General features: G+C 54.0%; 19 protein-coding genes and 2 pseudogenes. 13 read left to right on the top strand and 8 right to left on the bottom strand.

Features of this window, described 5'->3' with window-relative positions:
* Positions 1 to 335 precede the first annotated feature (335 nt).
* Complete coding sequence (locus L2I46_RS14935; protein ID WP_004203750.1) at positions 336 to 578, top strand: DinI family protein; 243 nt, start codon at positions 336 to 338, stop codon at positions 576 to 578.
* A 161-nt stretch (positions 579 to 739) separates the two neighbouring features.
* On the opposite strand, the gene L2I46_RS14930 is transcribed toward L2I46_RS14935, so the two are convergent.
* Positions 740 to 1,876 carry a glycosyltransferase family 9 protein gene (locus L2I46_RS14930; RefSeq protein WP_236947988.1) on the bottom strand — a complete coding sequence of 379 codons (1,137 nt, stop codon included), beginning with the start codon at positions 1,874 to 1,876 and terminating at the stop codon, positions 740 to 742.
* Between L2I46_RS14930 and L2I46_RS14925 the strand changes: the two are divergent.
* From L2I46_RS14925 to L2I46_RS14915, 3 genes and pseudogenes are all read left to right on the top strand, one after another.
* Positions 1,871 to 2,027: pseudogene (locus L2I46_RS14925) on the top strand (hypothetical protein). The gene L2I46_RS14930 and the pseudogene L2I46_RS14925 overlap by 6 nt on opposite strands.
* Positions 2,028 to 2,122: 95 nt before the next feature.
* On the top strand, positions 2,123 to 2,623 hold the full coding sequence (locus tag L2I46_RS14920) for a YbaK/prolyl-tRNA synthetase associated domain-containing protein (protein ID WP_023289251.1): 501 nt from the start codon (positions 2,123 to 2,125) through the stop codon (positions 2,621 to 2,623).
* Between the two features lie 117 nt (positions 2,624 to 2,740).
* On the top strand, positions 2,741 to 3,187 hold the full coding sequence (locus L2I46_RS14915) for a DUF441 domain-containing protein (RefSeq protein ID WP_004203746.1): 447 nt from the start codon (positions 2,741 to 2,743) through the stop codon (positions 3,185 to 3,187).
* Here the strand turns inward: L2I46_RS14915 and L2I46_RS14910 are convergent.
* Positions 3,171 to 3,965 carry an AraC family transcriptional regulator gene (locus tag L2I46_RS14910; protein WP_072096654.1) on the bottom strand — a complete coding sequence of 265 codons (795 nt, stop codon included), beginning with the start codon at positions 3,963 to 3,965 and terminating at the stop codon, positions 3,171 to 3,173. The genes L2I46_RS14915 and L2I46_RS14910 overlap by 17 nt on opposite strands.
* 107 nt (positions 3,966 to 4,072) lie before the next feature.
* Here L2I46_RS14910 and L2I46_RS14905 point away from each other — a divergent pair, with 107 nt between their 5' ends.
* Entirely contained in the window at positions 4,073 to 5,248 is a 1,176-nt protein-coding gene (locus L2I46_RS14905) for a CynX/NimT family MFS transporter (RefSeq protein ID WP_072096660.1), read from the top strand.
* 31 nt (positions 5,249 to 5,279) lie between these two features.
* Here L2I46_RS14905 and L2I46_RS14900 read toward each other — a convergent pair whose 3' ends face one another.
* Positions 5,280 to 5,972 carry a CTP synthase C-terminal region-related (seleno)protein gene (locus L2I46_RS14900; RefSeq protein WP_065882966.1) on the bottom strand — a complete coding sequence of 231 codons (693 nt, stop codon included), beginning with the start codon at positions 5,970 to 5,972 and terminating at the stop codon, positions 5,280 to 5,282.
* A 145-nt stretch (positions 5,973 to 6,117) separates the two neighbouring features.
* Between L2I46_RS14900 and L2I46_RS14895 the strand changes: the two are divergent.
* Positions 6,118 to 6,493 (top strand): annotated as a pseudogene (locus L2I46_RS14895) (DUF523 domain-containing protein).
* The gene (locus tag L2I46_RS14890) at positions 6,480 to 6,836 is read left to right on the top strand and encodes a DUF488 domain-containing protein (protein WP_272909787.1); all 357 of its coding nucleotides are present in this window, start codon (positions 6,480 to 6,482) and stop codon (positions 6,834 to 6,836) included. Before L2I46_RS14895 ends, L2I46_RS14890 begins: the two are co-directional and overlap by 14 nt.
* On the opposite strand, the gene L2I46_RS14885 is transcribed toward L2I46_RS14890, so the two are convergent.
* The 3 genes from L2I46_RS14885 to L2I46_RS14875 form a co-directional block, all read right to left on the bottom strand.
* The gene (locus L2I46_RS14885) at positions 6,826 to 7,065 is read right to left on the bottom strand and encodes a putative hemolysin (protein ID WP_023289245.1); all 240 of its coding nucleotides are present in this window, start codon (positions 7,063 to 7,065) and stop codon (positions 6,826 to 6,828) included. The genes L2I46_RS14890 and L2I46_RS14885 overlap by 11 nt on opposite strands.
* Positions 7,066 to 7,329: 264 nt before the next feature.
* Positions 7,330 to 7,581, bottom strand: coding sequence for an ogr/Delta-like zinc finger family protein (locus L2I46_RS14880; RefSeq protein WP_004213128.1), 252 nt, complete (start codon positions 7,579 to 7,581; stop codon positions 7,330 to 7,332).
* 43 nt (positions 7,582 to 7,624) lie between these two features.
* Positions 7,625 to 8,764 (bottom strand): phage late control D family protein, encoded by a 1,140-nt coding sequence (locus L2I46_RS14875; RefSeq protein ID WP_219718485.1) that lies wholly within the window; start codon positions 8,762 to 8,764, stop codon positions 7,625 to 7,627.
* Between the two features lie 154 nt (positions 8,765 to 8,918).
* Here L2I46_RS14875 and L2I46_RS14870 point away from each other — a divergent pair, with 154 nt between their 5' ends.
* Genes L2I46_RS14870 through L2I46_RS14845 form a run of 6 tightly spaced genes read left to right on the top strand, consistent with a single transcriptional unit; the run spans position 8,919 to position 14,569 of the window.
* A complete protein-coding gene (locus L2I46_RS14870; protein ID WP_117053929.1) occupies positions 8,919 to 10,091 on the top strand; it encodes a phage tail sheath subtilisin-like domain-containing protein in 1,173 nt (390 codons plus the stop codon).
* The gene (locus tag L2I46_RS14865) at positions 10,091 to 10,606 is read left to right on the top strand and encodes a phage major tail tube protein (protein WP_009486472.1); all 516 of its coding nucleotides are present in this window, start codon (positions 10,091 to 10,093) and stop codon (positions 10,604 to 10,606) included. The genes L2I46_RS14870 and L2I46_RS14865 overlap by 1 nt, the downstream gene beginning before the upstream one ends.
* Before the next feature lie 45 nt (positions 10,607 to 10,651).
* Positions 10,652 to 10,969 (top strand): hypothetical protein, encoded by a 318-nt coding sequence (locus L2I46_RS14860; RefSeq protein ID WP_004131585.1) that lies wholly within the window; start codon positions 10,652 to 10,654, stop codon positions 10,967 to 10,969.
* The gene (locus L2I46_RS14855; RefSeq protein ID WP_071839164.1) at positions 10,969 to 11,127 is read left to right on the top strand and encodes a GpE family phage tail protein; all 159 of its coding nucleotides are present in this window, start codon (positions 10,969 to 10,971) and stop codon (positions 11,125 to 11,127) included. The genes L2I46_RS14860 and L2I46_RS14855 overlap by 1 nt, the downstream gene beginning before the upstream one ends.
* Positions 11,114 to 14,089 (top strand): phage tail tape measure protein, encoded by a 2,976-nt coding sequence (locus L2I46_RS14850; RefSeq protein ID WP_236947985.1) that lies wholly within the window; start codon positions 11,114 to 11,116, stop codon positions 14,087 to 14,089. The genes L2I46_RS14855 and L2I46_RS14850 overlap by 14 nt, the downstream gene beginning before the upstream one ends.
* A gap of 15 nt (positions 14,090 to 14,104) precedes the next feature.
* The gene (locus L2I46_RS14845; RefSeq protein WP_117053927.1) at positions 14,105 to 14,569 is read left to right on the top strand and encodes a phage tail protein; all 465 of its coding nucleotides are present in this window, start codon (positions 14,105 to 14,107) and stop codon (positions 14,567 to 14,569) included.
* A gap of 361 nt (positions 14,570 to 14,930) precedes the next feature.
* Here the strand turns inward: L2I46_RS14845 and L2I46_RS14840 are convergent, their stop codons facing one another.
* Both L2I46_RS14840 and L2I46_RS14835 read right to left on the bottom strand, forming a co-directional pair.
* Positions 14,931 to 15,602: an HNH endonuclease gene (locus tag L2I46_RS14840; protein ID WP_117053926.1), complete on the bottom strand. Its 672-nt coding sequence runs from the start codon at positions 15,600 to 15,602 to the stop codon at positions 14,931 to 14,933.
* Positions 15,595 to 16,791 (bottom strand): AAA family ATPase, encoded by a 1,197-nt coding sequence (locus L2I46_RS14835; protein WP_172616887.1) that lies wholly within the window; start codon positions 16,789 to 16,791, stop codon positions 15,595 to 15,597. Before L2I46_RS14835 ends, L2I46_RS14840 begins: the two co-directional genes overlap by 8 nt.
* Between the last annotated feature and the right edge of the window lie 179 nt (positions 16,792 to 16,970).

The raw sequence follows: 16,970 nt of genomic DNA, 5'->3' as shown, positions 1-16,970 counted from the left end.
GTATGCAACGCATGACTCGGGGACCTTGTGGATTGCTGGTCCTTCAATGGTCGGGGACTTTCACCCCTTGATCTCTACCGGTCTCCCGGCGCACACTGAATATATATACAGTAGTTTTGCCGGTCAATATCGGCTCCAGCTATCAATCGCCAGCACTGAAATAACTCCTTGATGTCACTAAAGGTCACCGTCGTCGGTGGCGAACCGTTTGCTGCTTTTGCGCGCAGCCCGCCCGCCGCGCGAGATGGCGGATGCGCAGCGCCGCGGCAATCGCTTGACACTGTACATTAATACAGTAAAACTATCGCCCGCGATCAGCATACAGAGGACAGAAGATGTTTGTGGAACTGATTTATGACAAGCGCAATTTTGCCGGGCTGCCGGGCGCCAGAGAGACCATTCTTAACGAGCTGACCAAACGCATGCAGCGCATTTTTCCGGAGGCGGAAGTGCGGGTGAAGCCGATGATGACGCTCCCGGCGATCAACACCGACGCCAGCAAGCATGAAAAAGAGCTGATCAGCCGCACGGTGCAGGAGATGTTTGAAGAGGCGGACATGTGGCTCACTGAAGAGTAATCCCGCCCGTCCCTCGCGGCCCCCCCCTCTTTAAGAGCTTTCCCGGATGTGGCAGAGCCACGGGCAACAGTACAATAGCGGCGGTTGCAGACTGGCAATGCAACCTTCGCTCACCTGCTGGCTCTTGCATACGGCCAGCAGGTGAGCCTCCCCTCATCGCCTCACAGCGTCTCCGGCAGCGCCGCCATTATCCGATCCACCAGCTCGCGATGCTGATGCACCTTCCCGCATTTAACGATAACCTGCCTGGCGTTGTCATAGCCCGGCGCCCACAGACGGTTGTTGAGCAGAACGTCCTTGTAGACCGCGATCAGCGGTTTGTTCCACGCCGCCGCCATGTGCACCACCGAGGTGTCCGGGGAGATAATCAGCTCCGCCTGGGCAATCAGCGCCATCGCATGGTGCAACGTGTTAAATGGATTAACCACCACCTCCGGCGGCAGCGGGATGCGGATCTCGCGCCGGTGATCGAGCAGAATCACCGCGATCCCCGAATGGCGAGCCAGCAGTTTGTCGAGGAGTTCGGCCAGCTGCGTCTGGGAGAGACTCCGGTCGGCATGGCCGGCAAAAATATTAATCACTACCGCTTTTCCGCTCAGCGACGCCAGATACTGCGCCACCTCCTGCATAATCGGCCCGGGGATCGCCAGGTCGTAAGCATCCAGCCCGCAGGTGTCCAGTTTGAGATAGTCGGCGATCAACTCGAACGTTTTCGTCACGTGCCAGCGCTGGCAGTCAAAATCAAATGAGTGGGAGTAGTGCTTAATCGACGGCCATTTATTAAACCCGAGCACCGATTTCGCTTTTATTTGTCGGAAAAGCCGTAGACGATGCACGGGAATATCGAACAGCGAAGGGTCAATAATAATATCGTACTTATTATTAGCCAGTTCATTAATAACGTCGCGGGGAACGTTATGATTAAATTTTCGCAAAAAATCGGCGGACGTGACCGGGTCAGCTTCATAAATATGGCGGATCCGCGGGTTATAACGCATCACCTGGCTATTAGAGGTCGTCAGCAGGAAATCAACGATATAGCCTGACTGATGCAGGCATTTCACCAGCGCGGAATCCACTACCACATCGCCGACCGCCCCCTCGTTGCGCATCAGTAAGACGGTTTTCGCGGACGACAAATCCACCGGCTGACGGCGTCGGCGATCCCAGAGCGCTTTCGCCACTCCCACCCGCAGGGCATTACGTACTTTCTTAGTGAAGTAATTTCGCCGTCTGTTGAGTTCCCTTATTTTATTAAACTTCTTGCGTGGGGAACCCTGCATGGTTGCATCGTGCATCATCCTAACCTCATTACGGCAATCATTAATATTCTGTGTCGTCCGATAAAGACTGAGCGAAATAAAAAAAGTTCGATTGAAAATGAAAATCATTCTTTTTTTTATTTACAAAACTCATCCAGCCCTGCGGGATTGCAACACAGCACTGTGAAGCAATAATGAGCGAATGGTGAATTTCCCGGCCCACCGTTGGCAGGCCGGCGCAACAGCGCTAAGCTGGCTGCTTTATGCTGTCAGGAGGACGCTATGCTTGAAGCAGTAGAAGGTAATATCCACCAGCGGCTGTGCGCGCTGCTCGACGAACACCAGGCGCGCTACCGGGTGATGGCGCACGACGCGGTCGGCCAGTGCGAAGCCGTCTCGGCGATCCGCGGCACCGCGCTTGGCCAGGGCGCGAAAGCGTTAGTCTGTAAAGTAAAAGGAAACGGCGTCAACCAGCATGTGCTGGCGATCCTCGCCGCCGATCAGCAGGCCGATCTGGCCAGCCTGGCCCGGCATATCGGCGGCAGCAAAGCCTCGCTGGCCAGCCCGGCGGAAGTGGAGGCGCTCACCGCCTGCGTGTTCGGCGCCATTCCCCCCTTCAGCTTCCATCCGGCGCTGCGCCTGGTGGCCGACCCGCTGCTGTTTGAGCGCTTTCCACAAATCGCCTTTAACGCCGGGCGCCTGGACCGGTCGATCATTCTCGATACCGAAGACTATTTACATATCGCCCGACCGGAGATCGCGACCTTTCGCCGTCTTAGCTAACCGGGCATCGGCCCTGATTTCCGCCGCATGGCGCAAAAATCCTGTTTATTCACGCCATGATGCGTAGAGTAAGCGGGATATTTTTTGGCATTCTTTTTTTGGCAAGGACCTCTGTACATGTTTGATACCACCCTGTTGATCCTGCTGGGTCTGGCGGCGCTCGGCTTTATCAGCCATAACACCACCGTAGCGATCTCCATCCTCGTGCTGATTATCGTGCGCGTCACGCCGCTGAACGCCTTCTTTCCCTGGATTGAGAAACAGGGACTGACCGTCGGGATCATCATTCTGACTATCGGCGTGATGGCGCCCATCGCCAGCGGCACGCTGCCGCCGTCGACCCTGATCCACTCCTTTATGAACTGGAAATCACTGCTGGCGATTGCGGTCGGGGTGTTTGTTTCGTGGCTCGGCGGGCGCGGCGTCTCGCTGATGGGCTCCCAGCCGCATCTGGTGGCCGGACTGCTGGTCGGTACGGTGCTCGGCGTCGCCCTGTTTCGCGGCGTCCCGGTCGGGCCGCTGATTGCCGCCGGGATCATCTCGTTGTTTATTGGGAAGTCGTAGCCAGGCTGCCGTGATAGCGACCCGGCGTCTGTCCGAGCCCTTTCTTAAACATGGTGATGAAGGCGGTGGTGGAATCGTAGCCCAGCGCCTGGGCCGTCTGCTGCACCGTCTGCCCGCGGATCAGCTGCTGCAGCGCAAGGATCAGCTGCAGCTGATGGCGCCAGCGGCGAAAGCTCAGCCCCGTTTCACGCACCACCAGCCGCGCCAGATTGCGCTCGCTCATCGCGAACTCCGCCGCCCACTGGCTCAGGGTCTGCCAGCGCGCCGGATCCTCGGCCATCATCGTCACCATCTGGCGAATTTTCGGGTGGTTCGATACCGGCAGCTGCAGGTGCTCCTGCGGCTGCCGGGGCAGCTCATCAAACAGCACCTGCACCAGCCGGGCCGTGGCGGGGGCGGCCAGCGACTCGCCGCCGCGTTCCGCCAGGGTGAGGATCAGCTCACGCACCAGTGGGGAAATCTTTAACGTACAGCAGCGGTCCGGCATCGGCGCGGCGCCCGGCTCGATGAACAGGAAGCACACCTGGGCGCCGGGGGTGGCGCGGTTACTGTGGGAAAGCTGCCCCGGGACCCACACCGCATACTGCGGCGGCACCATCCACATCGCGTTCTCCACCTCGCAGGTCAAGGCGCCGTGCAGGGCGAGGATCAGCTGCCCCTTACGGTGGGAATGCGCCGGAATATACTGCTCCGCCTCCACCACCCGAATACGAAAGGCAATAGCCGATTCGTGGCCACTGTCCGGTTCATAACCATCCAGACCCAGTCCGATCATCATGTTGTCCGATATTAGCGATAATCTGTCATTTTAGCTTGATTTAAACAGGGGGCAAAGTCGCTATCGTAACCCCCCTCGTTAGTTACCTTGAGAATGATATGTCTTCTGTGATCTCCTCCACCGGCCGCCGCCCCGCGCTGCTGATTGCCGGTATCCTGCTCATCGCCACCACCCTGCGCGTGGTCTTTACCGGCGCGGCGCCGCTGCTGGACGCGATTCGTAGCGACTATGGCCTGACCACCGCGCAGACCGGGCTGCTCACCACCCTGCCGCTGCTGGCCTTTGGCCTTGTCTCGCCGCTGGCGGCTGGGGTTGCCCGCCGATTCGGCATGGAGCGCAGCCTGCTGCTGGCGATGCTGCTGATCTGCGCCGGCATTGCCCTGCGCTCCCTGCCCTCCGCTGCATGGCTGTTTATCGGCACGGCGGTGATCGGCTGCGGCATTGCGCTGGGTAACGTGCTGCTGCCCGGGCTGATTAAACGGGATTTCTCGCAGCATGTCGCCCGGATGACCGGCGCCTATTCCCTGACGATGGGCGGCGCGGCGGCGCTTGGCTCGGCGCTGGTGGTCCCCGTGGCGATGGCCGGATTCGGCTGGCGCGGGGCGCTGCTGCTGCTGATGATCTTCCCGCTGCTGGCGCTCGTCAGCTGGCTGCCGCAGTCCCGGCGTCAAGCGGAGGCGCCGCTGACCGGCTCAGGCGCCATGCATAACCGGGGGATCTGGCGGTCGGCGCTGGCCTGGCAGGTGACGCTGTTCCTCGGCATCAACTCGCTGGTCTATTACGTGATTATCGGCTGGCTGCCGTCGATTCTGCAGAGTATGGGCTATAGCGAAGCGCAGGCCGGCTCGCTGCATGGCCTGCTGCAGCTGGCGACCGCCGCGCCCGGTTTGGCGATACCGTTGATCCTGCATCGGCTGCGCGACCAGCGTGGGATCGCGGTGCTGGTCGCCCTGATGTGCGCCATCAGCGCCGCCGGGCTGTGGCTGCTGCCAGGGCTGGCCATCGGCTGGACGCTGCTGTTCGGCTTTGGCTCCGGGGCCACGATGATCCTCGGCCTGACGTTTATCGGCCTGCGCGCCAGCTCGGCGCACCAGGCCGCGGCGCTGTCGGGGATGGCGCAGAGCGTCGGCTATCTGCTGGCCGCCTGCGGACCGCCGCTGATGGGTAGGATCCACGATGCCAATGGCGACTGGCATATTCCGCTGCTGGCGGTGGCGCTGATTTCGCTGGTGATGGCGGTCTGCGGCGCCCTCGCCGGGCGCGACCGGGAGATTCATCCCTGAAAATGACCGGCAGCGCCCGCTGCCGGTAGGGTTATTGTGCCGCGGCGCGCAGCAACGCCTGCACCAGCGGCGCAGGACGCCCGTCCAGCGCATGACGTTCATGTTGAAACAAGGTGGCGACAAAAAACGGGTGCGTCACCAGCTCGACGGCGCGGATCTCGCCCTCTTCATCCCAGCCGGTGACGCGCAGATCGCCCTGCTCCAGCTCCGCGGCAAACGCGCTGTCCACCCCGTAGCGGCAGTGGTAGCCCTCTTCAATGCTCTCCCGACCATAGGCGCGGGCAATCAGCGTATTCGCCCGCAGCTCGACGACGGCAGTAGTCTCCACCAGCGAGCAGTTGAGGGGAGCGATCACCATCCGCCCTTCGCTGTCGGTTTCCGCATGACCGGCGTCCTGCCAGCCGAGCACGTTACGGGCGTATTCAATCACCGCATGCTGAAAGCCGCCGCAGGTGCCGAGGAAAGGAATGCTGTTTTCACGGGCATAGCGGATAGCGGCAAACGCGCCTTCCGGGTGACGATACGGGCTGCCGGGAACGACCCAGACGGCATCGTACTCCGCCAGCGCGTCGCCGGAGGCGATCGACGGGGTGGCGAGCCAGTCATATTTCACCGGCTGCTCCAGCACGGCGGCAGCATCGTCTATCGCCAGGGGAATGGCCTGATGGGCAACAATATCGGGGTGATAATCGCCGACGAGGGCGAGGCGTAAAGGGGTTTTCATAGCAGGTTCCTTATGTCTGGACGAGACGAGCAGCACAAGGCACGTCAGGATAGCGATCCCCTCCGCGGAACACAATCCTTATTTTCACCCCCCCGCCGTGGCCGGCGGGTGAGGTATACTGGATCAAGCGCAAAAGGGAGAGAGGATGAAAAGTAAGCTTTTGGTCAGCGCCTGCCTGATGGGATTCCAGGTGCGATATAACGGTAGCGAGAAAGCGCAGCTGGCGGCGACCCTGTCCCGCTGGCAGCAGGCGGATCGTCTGGTGATCCACTGCCCGGAGCTGGCTGGCGCTCAGCGCCGCCCGGGAAGCGGGATGTCAGGCGGCATTACTCACCGACGGCAGCCCCACCTGCGGCAGTCAGTTTATCTATGACGGTTCCTTTCGCGGGCGGCGCAAAGCGGGCGCCGGCGTGGCCGCCGACCTGCTGCGCGCTCACGGCATCACGGTATTTTCCGACGGGCAGATCCCGCAGTTGCTCGCCTGGATGGCACAGAGGGAGCAGGATGATGATTCAATGTAAACGGGTGTACGATCCACAGGAAAGCAGCGACGGCTATCGGGTGCTGGTCGACCGTCTCTGGCCGCGGGGGATTAAAAAAGAGGCGCTGGCCTGCGATGAGTGGTGTAAAGAGTTAACGCCGTCCGCTGAGCTGCGGAAAGCCTTTCACGGCGAGGCGATCGATTTCGACCACTTCAGCCAGCGCTATCGTCAGGAGCTCGACGCCCATCGCGAAACGGGCCTGCGGCTGGCGGCGCTGGCGCAGCGCCAGCCGCTGACGCTGCTGTACGCCGCGAAGAACACCGAGCAGAATCATGCCCGGGTGCTGGCCGCCTGGCTGGTGGCCCTGCCGGTTACGATTTAGCCGGATGGTCCCGGCGCCATAGCGCCCACTCATCGAGGGTTTCGCCGCTGGGCAGCTTGCACTGGGTACTGACGCCCTGCGGCGTTTGCACCGGCACCCGGGTGCCGCCGGATTGCTGGCAGTAGACCGACGCGGGATTGGCCATGCCGATGGTTTTCGTCGGCGCGGTGGGCTGCGGCTGGGCGCAGCCGGCCAGCGCCAGGGGCAAAATAGCCAGTAACTTTTTCATCTTTTCTCCTTTCTTCAATTCCCGGGGATTTTAGCCTGAATCTCCACGTTTTCTCCATCTTGCCTGCACTTTTCCCTCGTAGATTAACCCTTGTTCTCGAACTGACCAGAGAACAGATCATTCCATAATCAATGAGTTTTTCCCCGTCGCCCCCGACGGGGCTTTTTTTTGGAATTTAATAAATTGAAATAAAAGGATTTATTTCAAAAATGTCCACATATCGACCACATTGACAAGAATAGCCCCCTTTCCAGGGGGCTATTTTTATACTGCAAGACTAAGTTGACTGTTCCCGTAATGAGAAGCAGGGAAAGCGTCGCCGGGGATAAATCCTGGCGGCAAAGGATCTGCGCTGGTAGAGCGCTTTGTTACTCTGCGCTCTACGGTGTTAAGTGTCGTGAATGACTCGCTGCATTCAAGATTCTGGCATTGATGGTATTGCCGGATGGTGAACTCGCTTAACCGGCGGCTGGTGCGGGTGCGGGCATTTGCGCCGCAGTAGGGACAAACAAACATGATGATCTCCCATAGGGAGTTGAACTCACGCCTATTATGGCCGCTACTGTTCTGTTTCTGCAATCCAGTCGCTTATTTTCGCCTCAAGCTCCATTTTCGTGGTAAATCCGTTATCACCTATCACATGTTCCGCTCTGGCAATGATCCAATCCTGAGTATCGATTTCAGGCTTAAAGCCCGACACGTTCAGATGCATACCCGGATATAAATCGGCGCGGCCGCGCGCCAGGGTTATCGAAAACTGTGCCGCGCCTTTCTGGAGCTGTATCCATTTTGCCGCAGCTGCGCGCCTGGCCGCCGTTTCGTTCTGATAGGTTTTACGCAAAACATACACGTTACCTTCAGCGCCCTCCATGTAATCCCCCTCCGGCCGGCTGCTTTTCTCCTCAGGCTTTTTTCTGGCAGTATTTGTTTTGCGCTTAGTGACCTTGACCGGTTTTTTCTTGCCGAAATTAAGATCCAGCCAGTACGCCCGCACACCAGTGTAAGCATCACGATCGGCAATGCGGAACCTGTGACGATCTCCGCTGGCACGGGTTATCTCAGCCGATGGCAGCGCCCTACCAGATGCACTGACGCCGCCCCCAGGCAGGATAAACAGCAGACAGCCATTTTTCACGGTGGCAATGGCCCCCAGCATCTCCGCCATGCGTGTTAAAAACGACATGTCACTCTCTTCGGTCTGATCCGCATGGTCGATCTCAATGTCGATCAGGGCCTCGCTAATCATCGGCATCAGGTCATAACGCCGGGCTATGGCCGATACCACCCGCTCTACCGTCACATCATGCCAGGACACCTCCCGCCTGACGTTCATCTCTTCGCGAAAATCAGCGCTGTGTGCGGTGATGTCAATAACATCCGGCGGCCCGCTATGCCCCACCTCGTCAACGGTGTAGAGGCCTTTGTAGATCAACGCCTCACCCAGCCAGCCGATGGACACCGCCAGCTCCGCACCGCGTGGGGGTAAATCCGTTATTCCGTCAGAGTCATCTACTGACAGAGTTAGCTGGTCAGCATCAAAACCGTTGTTATCTGTAACAGATAGCGAGGTGATTCGGTCGGCCAGTTCGGTCAGGGCTACACCACCCAACGTAATACTAAAATCTGGCGTCTTTACGACCTCACTTAATTTTTCTACATACGCTTCGGCTGCTGTTGTCAGCGTGTCTGCTATCGACATAACTCCCCCGTTTTTTGCTGATGATTCCATGCCCGCGCGCGGGGCTGAATCCCTTTTTGTTGTCAGCGAACGGGCAGACCGGCAACCAGGCGACGCCAGCAGACTTAACGTTGAATATTGCCCTGAACTCAAAGAGCAACATGATGGTGAACTTATGTCTGAAACTCGTTTTCACGGCGTCCGCTCTCGCGAAAATACCGACCTACAGCAGGCAATCAATGACATTGATTCCAGCGTGATCGGTATTGTTGCGGTTGCTGATGACGCCGATCCGGAAACTTTCCCGCTCAATACTCCGGTTCTGCTGACACGGGTACGTAACGTCCTCGGCAAGGCAGGTAAAACCGGGTCACTTTACAAAGCCCTCAAAGCCATTTCCGATCAGTGCAGTCCGCGTGTTGTGATTGTCCGGGTGAAAGAGGCTTCCGGTAACGGCGACAGCCAGTCCCAGGCCATTATTGGTGGAACAGATGGCGACAGCTATACGGGAATGTATGCCCTGCTGACGGCGGAGGCCAAAACCCGCTATCGCCCGCGCATCCTGGCGGTGCCGGACTACGACACTGCGGAAGTGACGTCACAGCTTTGCGTGATTGCCCAGAATCTGCGGGCTTTTGTTTATGCCGGTTGCAACGGCTGCGCGACCATGGCGGAGGCTATCGCTTATCGCAAAACCTTCGCTTACCGCGAGCTGATGCTGATCTGGCCGGACTTTATCGCTTACAACCCCCTGACGGATGATAACGAAACGTTTCCCGCCCCGGCTTACGCCTGCGGCCTGCGCGCCGCTATTGATAACAGCCAGGGCTGGCACAAATCGCTGTCCAACGTTGTGGTGAATAACGTTCTGGGTATTTCGAAAGATGTATTCTGGGCATTGCAGGCAGAAGACAGCGACGCTAACGAGCTGAACAACAACGAAATCACGACGCTTATCAAGCGTGACGGTTTCCGCTTCTGGGGTAACCGCACCACGGACACCGAAACCTACACTTTTGAGGTGTTTACCCGTACCGCGCAGATCCTGGCGGACAGTATTGCGGAGGCGCAATTTACCTCTGTTGACAGCCCGCTCACTCCGGCCAACGTGAAAGATGTGGTAAGCGGCATCCGCTCTGCTCTCAGCAAAAAAGTCACTGCCGGCCAGCTTATCGGCGCTGACTGCTGGTATGACACGCTGGACAACGGCACCACGGATTTGCGCCAGGGAAAACTGATTGTGCGCTATAGCTACAGCCCGGTCCCACCGCTTGAAGATCTGACGCTATACCAGACCTTTACTGATGATTTTTACGAACCGGCGTTCGCGTCGCTCGGGGGTGAATAATGGCTATTCCTCACAAACTGCGGCTTTTTAGCTGCTTTGTTAACGGCGACAACTATCTGGGAAAAGTGACCTCTTTCACTCGCCCCAAACTGTCACGAAAGATAGAGGACTATCAGGGCGGTGGCATGCTGGGTGCGGTCGGTGTTGATCTCGGCCTTGAGGCTGGCGCGCTGGATTCCACCATTGTATTTGGTGGTGTCATCAAAGCACTGTTTCTCGAATACGGAGCAGAAATTGACGGCACGCGGCTGCGCTTTGCGGGTGAATATTTCACTGATGGCGAAAGCCAGCTTGTCGAGGTAGAGCTGCGCGGGCGATTTACTGAACTTGACGGTGGGGACTCAAAACAGGGAGAAGACACGGAGGAAAGCTACACCTTTAAATCCACCTACTACAAATTCTCCATTGATGATCAGCCCATTATCGAAATCGATCTGCTGAATTTCATCTACAAAAAGAACGGTCAGAACATGTTCCCGGACCGCATCACCTCCGCCCTTGGCATGGGCAATTAATAACCTTTCAGAGGGTGGCAAAGATGCCGCCCGGAGATTTTTAACATGGCTAAAAAAACTAAAAACCTGTTCACGCTGATGCAGCCGGTAGTTCGTAAAGACAGTGAGATCGGTCAGGTGGAAATCACCGGCGCCATCAGTCAGGCCGGATCGTTGCGCGGCCTGAATCTTATCCGCGTTGCCAATATGGATGCAGACTCAATTGCCACGCTGTTGACGCGGGTCACCGCGCCTGCGCTGACACAAAAAGAAATCAACGAAATGCACACTCTGGACTTTATCGGGCTGGCAGAGCTTCTGGTCCCTTTCTTGAATCCGCCGGAGCCTGGAGCGTCGAACGTGGCGGAGACGGAGAGCGAGTAATCACCGTTGCGTTTGACCAGATCGATGATCTGGTTGCTGATATTGCCGTTATTTTTAACTGGCCGCCCTCTGAAGTTTTCGGCATGGCTCTTGGCGAGGTGATAGCCTGGCGCAAGCGGGCGGCGCTTCGAAGTGGTGCCAGTGATGAAGAGTCTTGATATACGCGTTGCTTTCAGCGCTATCGACAGATTTACCCGCCCCGTTAATGCTGCCCGCCAGAGTGCGGGTGGCCTTTCCGACTCCCTCAGAAAAACACAATCCACCCTGAAAGGGCTCGATAAGAGCAGTGCCACTTTTCAGCGAATGACCGCGGCCGTCGGCAAAACCGATCGTTCCATCTCACGTGCCCGCGCCCGCTTTGATGGCTTGTCAGAAGCGCAACGTAAAAACGGGACGCTGACGGAAAAACAGCAAATACTGATGTCCCGATTGGGTGAGCGGCTTGATCGGTTGACCGCAAAACGTGTGACGGAAGTGGCCCGCCTTCGTGAGAGTGCATCAGCCCTGCGCCAGCATGGCGTCATGCTTTCCGGTAGTAGCGCCACCATCGGTAACGCGATACGCCGCACAGAACAATACAACCAATCCCTTGAACGGGAAAAACGGCAACTTGCTGCGGTCACTCAAGCTCGTAAACGTTACGAGGGTGCGCAGCAGATGGCCGGGAAGTTGCGCTCTGGCGGTGCCATAGCATTAGGTACAGCAACCGCTGCCGGGTACGGCGCCGGACGCTTCCTGTCGCCTGCGGTTGGTTTTGATGAGGAAATGTCAAACGTCCAGGCGCTGACGCGGCTCGATAAAAGCGATTCGCAGCTGGCCGCCTTGCGCACTCAGGCAAAAAAACTCGGTGCTGAAACCGCCTTTACCACACGTGACGCCGCCAGCGGCCAGGCCTTTCTGGCAATGGCGGGCTTTACCCCAGATGCTATCCGTGCCGCACTGCCCGGCGTGCTCAATATGGCGCTGGCAGGCAGTATGGAACTGGGTGAAACGGCAGACATCGGCTCAAATATTCTTTCACAGTTCGCCCTCGACGCCGGAGAAATGGACCGAGTCAGCGATGTGCTGACAGGTACATTTACCCGTACCAACACCACGCTAAGCAGCCTAGGCGAGACAATGAAAGTTGTCGGGCCGGTAGCAGCGGGACTTGGGATTAGCCTGGAAGAAGCCGCAGCCATGACCGGCACGCTGGCGCGCGTGGGTATTCGCGGTAGTGAGGCCGGTACGGCAATGCGTCGCTCACTCTCCCGCCTGGCCTCCCCTACTACGGCAGCCAAAAAGGCACTCAAAGAGCTGGGAGTGGAAACTGCCGACGCGAGCGGAAAAATGCGACGTCCGTTCGATATTCTTCTCGATCTACAAAAACGCGTTTCCCGCTTTGGCGAGGTGGATCAGGTTTCATTTTTCAAAGATATCGCCGGAGAAGAGGGTTTTACGAGCCTCCAGTCTTTGGTCAACGGCGCAGGTGATGGCTACCTCCAGTCACTCTATGAACAAATTGCTGAAGCGCATAAAAATCAGGAAGCCTTCGCCGTCGCTAACAAGAAGAAAGACAACCTTGGCGGCGATTTGAAGGAACTGGACAGCGCGTGGGAGGCGTTCCGTATTTCTGTGGCTGAGACAGTAGACGGCCCATTGCGCAGGCTGACACAGGGGCTTAGCCGGGTTATTGGCACTGTTCAAAGCTGGATAGAAGAAAACCCCAGACTTTCACAAACGTTGTTACTCGCCGGCGGGACTGCACTGGCACTGACCGCTGTAATTGGCGGGATGTCATTAGCTGCTGGTTTACTTTTAGGGCCGCTTGCAAAGCTCAGGCTCGGGTTTGCACTGCTGTCCGGCGGGAGCGGCATAGGAGGTACGGTATCAGCGTTCCGCATGATGAGTGCCGCGGGCGGTAGCTCCTTGGCAAAAATTAGCGGATGGGGTGCTTTACTCAGCGGCCTGGTCGGACGCCTCAGCGTATTAACCAGATTGATGGTACCACTGCGCGGTGCGTTACTTGGCGCCTTTACCTCTCCGGTGACTGCTATTGGCGCCCTGTCAAAAAGCATTGGCGGGCTGGCACTGCGGCTAACCGGGATCCCTGCTCTCTTCGGCATTGTGAAAGGCGAAATTGCGGCGCTGAGTGGCGGCTTATCAATGCTATTGAGCCCAATCGGCTTAGTGGGGGCTGCGTTTGTAGCGGCTGGGGTACTGATCTGGAAATACTGGGGACCAATTAAGGCCTTCTTTAGCGGTTTTTTTACAGGCGTCATCCAGGGGTTCGCGCCAGTTTATAACGCATTTTCCCGGCTGGCGCCCGTTTTCGGGGTCATTGGGAATGGCGTCAAAAACGTCTGGAACTGGTTTAAAAAAGTATTAACGCCCGTTGAGGAGAGTCGCGAGGCGCTAAACAAATGCGCCAGCGCCGGGCAGACTTTTGGCGAAGTCCTGGGGACCGCACTTAGCGTTCTGCTTTGGCCGCTTCAGAAGTTAATGGAAGGCGTCGGCTGGTTACTGGAGAAGCTCGATCTCATCCCCGATGGCATTGTAAGAGCCAGGCTGGAAGCGGCCAGACTCAGGGCTATTCCGGTTATGTGGGAATGGGATGAAAAATCCGGGCGCATGGTTAAAAGGGAGTGGCAATGGTCATCTGAAAAGCCTGCAAGCAAAGGCAGCGCTCCGCCGCCCAATGTGCTCGGGGGCAACTCTGGAACAGAGCGGCGGCTGGGCCAAATCGCGGATAACACCAAAGGCCTTTTAGATGAGGAAAAGCGCAAACGTATCGGGCCGGGTGACATTGTATTTAAAAATCTCCCTCCAGCCTTTGCGGTGCGTGGTGAATGGCAGGAGTCGAAGCTTGTCCGCCAGTCTGTCAGCGCTCGCCCGGTTATTGCCGCTGGCGAACCATTGATAAAACAGACGCAGGCATGGCAACCGGTACGCCGGAATCAAAGCACCCACACGGCGGCTGCGGCTCAAGGTAATAGTTTTTCCGGTGATATTCACATCCATCTGCACGGCATTCAGAACAGCAATCCGCGCGAACTGGCGCGACTTGTTGGCGAAGCTGTCCGCGCGGAAATTGATAAAAGGCAACGTGCTGCACGGGGTTCGTTCCGGGATAACGATTAATAAGGAGTAATAACTATGATGATGGTATTCGGACTTTTTGTATTTGAACTCAGGACACTGCCCTATCAGCAATTACAGTTATCTCGTAACTGGCGGCACGTAAAGAATGACCGTGTGGGCCGCAGCGCAAAATGGCAGTACGTTGGCGCAGGTGAGAACCAACTGACGCTGGGTGGGTTGCTGTATCCTGAAATCACCGGCGGCAATCTGTCGCTGGGTGCTGTCTCGACAATGGCCTATACTGGGCTAGCCTGGCCTCTGATTGATGGCGTCGGCTCTATTTATGGGATGTATGTCATCACGGGTTTGCAGGAGACGCACCAGGAGTTCGATCGCTATGGTAAGGCGAAAAAAATTGAGTTCACACTCTCGTTGCAAAGGGTTGATGAAGATATCAGGGAACGGCTGCACAATTCTTATGTGAGTGAGTTGATGACAACCCTTAAGGAAAGTGCTGGAACTGATAGCAGTAAATCTTAGAAGGGACCCAGTTGATTAACATCGTGATTTTTTTAAAAGTTAATTTAGCTGTCTATACTAACGGTAAGATAACATTAAAAAATGACTTACCAAGGCTTAAATATTTATTTTCTTCCAAGACATGAAAAACAACAAATAACAACATCACACCCTACAGTATAGTCAAAATATTCTATAAAACCTCACAAGACTGTCGCTTGCAGACACAAACAAAGCCAACTAATTGAAAAACAAATCAAACACAAAGAGTATAAAAACCGTTCTTACCGCTAAGATTCTGAGCAAGGAACATTTAGAGCAACAAATAGAACCGTTAACATTACGATTCTATTTGTTGGCAATTAAACATTAGAACCCTTGCTTATTTATACTTATTGAATAGTTCATCAATAGCAGCCTCAATATCTAGATCATGAAATTCATCCTGCTCATCATCCTCTATGTCATCTGCATTAGGATCTCCCGAATAAGAGTCCTCATCTTCGAAAGACAACCCTTGAGCCTTATTATAAGTATATACGGCAAGTTTATCTAACCCAAAGAAATTGTGAGAAAAAACGCCCTTTGGACTATTGTTTATGATGTTATAAAATACCATAATATCACGTCCATTTTGTACATAAACATATCGAATATGTTCTTCAAATACATCACTATTAGGATGTATAAAAAAATAATTTTCCCCCGCAAAAGGATTTACACTATTTACAAAAGGATTCTTGATAAAATCAATACGCCGCCCCTTCATTTTCATATTGCATCTTTTGCATGAAGCGGCTAAATTATCAATTTTAAACATATAGTCTGCATATTTATGTTTCGGAAGTATATGTTCAATATCTATAACAAGATTAAACTCCCCATGAAAACTTCTTAAACAGTAACAACAAACATTCCTCTGCCTGTCCTTTAAATACTCCTTTAATCGCCTTTTTAAATCACTCAATGAATCATCATCCCAATATTTATGCCCACGAACAACACAGGACTCAATTATTTCATAATCTTCTTTTGAAAAAATAAAACTAGCCATTAACACGGCCCCTTAATTTATTCAAAAGTGAAAGTATATCATCAAGAAAATCTTTTTGCTTAGGATCAAATGATGCGCTACTCATGCTAATAATGACATTACGAACTTTATCATAAGTAATTTTCCCATCGGCAAAATCTTTCAAAAGCTTATTACAATATTCTGATAGATATCTATTTTTTGGTGTCAGTACCCCAAAAAGCTGATAATAAATCTGCTCTATATTATTGTCATAGCTATCATAATCAATTGGTTCGAGCTCTCCATTATTAATACTCACTATAGAAATATCTTTATTATAATTATCGTTTTCCATAGCTATAAGTGGTGAATGAGTAGCAATGATTACATCCACATCCTGATAGCCTATAAAACCTTTTAGAAAAGCTATATATTCACGCTGCCATTTTGGATGCAAACTATTTTCAGGCTCGTCGATCAATATAACTTTCGGCAGGTTGAATTTTTCAGTATCGTCTAAAAACTTCTGTATGAATAGCCCTAGAGCCAGAATATACAACTCACCAGAACTGGCACTAGACACAGGGAAAACGTCATTGTTTTTTCTAACAAAAAACTCACTTTCAAAAAGATGATTAAATGAAGAATTACCAATGTGGCTTCTGATTTCTCTTTCCGATTTTAAATGATCTAGATAATCTTGTTTTTGAAGTTGGTGGCTATAATAAGTGAGATGAAATTCATGTACCTCAGTAAAAAAATGAGAGTATTTTTCGACAAAGCCGAGTGAAAGTTCTATTGATTCATTTAGATAGCCCCTATGTAAGACCTTACTATATTCCGATGGTACCAATTTATATTTTTTCTCATTTGAAGAGTCATCATCATAACTATGGATTTTATATAATGAACGCCTTCTAACTATAAAATCATCATCGAAACCTACGTGTCTCAAAATATAAAAAAGGTCCTTTACGGAATATCTTGAGAGAAGAATCCCAAAGTAATTATTAATACCCCGCGAATAATGATGTGGGGACATCACATTTCTCGCCCTCAATCTATAACAATGATACCGCGAACCGCCGCGAGGCATTGGGAATGGATTTATCAATGAGTTAGAAATCAAGGCAATACATTTATCACTCTTATTTTCCTCAAGGTAATTTAATAAATACCTTGTCTTACCTTTCCCATTTTCTCCCAAAATAACTGTGATACTACCCATTACTGCCTCCATCACATTAAGTATAGGCACATGCTAAATATGTGCCAGACCATTTAACAGCAATTTCACATGGATACGAAACGTATTTATAAAACATATTTCTACAGTAGTCCACATCTTTCACATATTGAAATATAAATTGAAGGTTAAAATCGCCCCCGCATAAGTTATTCACATAC

Origin of the sequence: Klebsiella sp. 2019SCSN059 (assembly GCF_021739525.1) — a bacterium.
GTDB classification, from domain to species: Bacteria; Pseudomonadota; Gammaproteobacteria; order Enterobacterales; family Enterobacteriaceae; genus Klebsiella; species Klebsiella quasipneumoniae.
The sequence above is the reverse complement of the archived record's forward strand: the minus strand, read 5'-3'. Positions and strand labels throughout refer to the sequence as shown.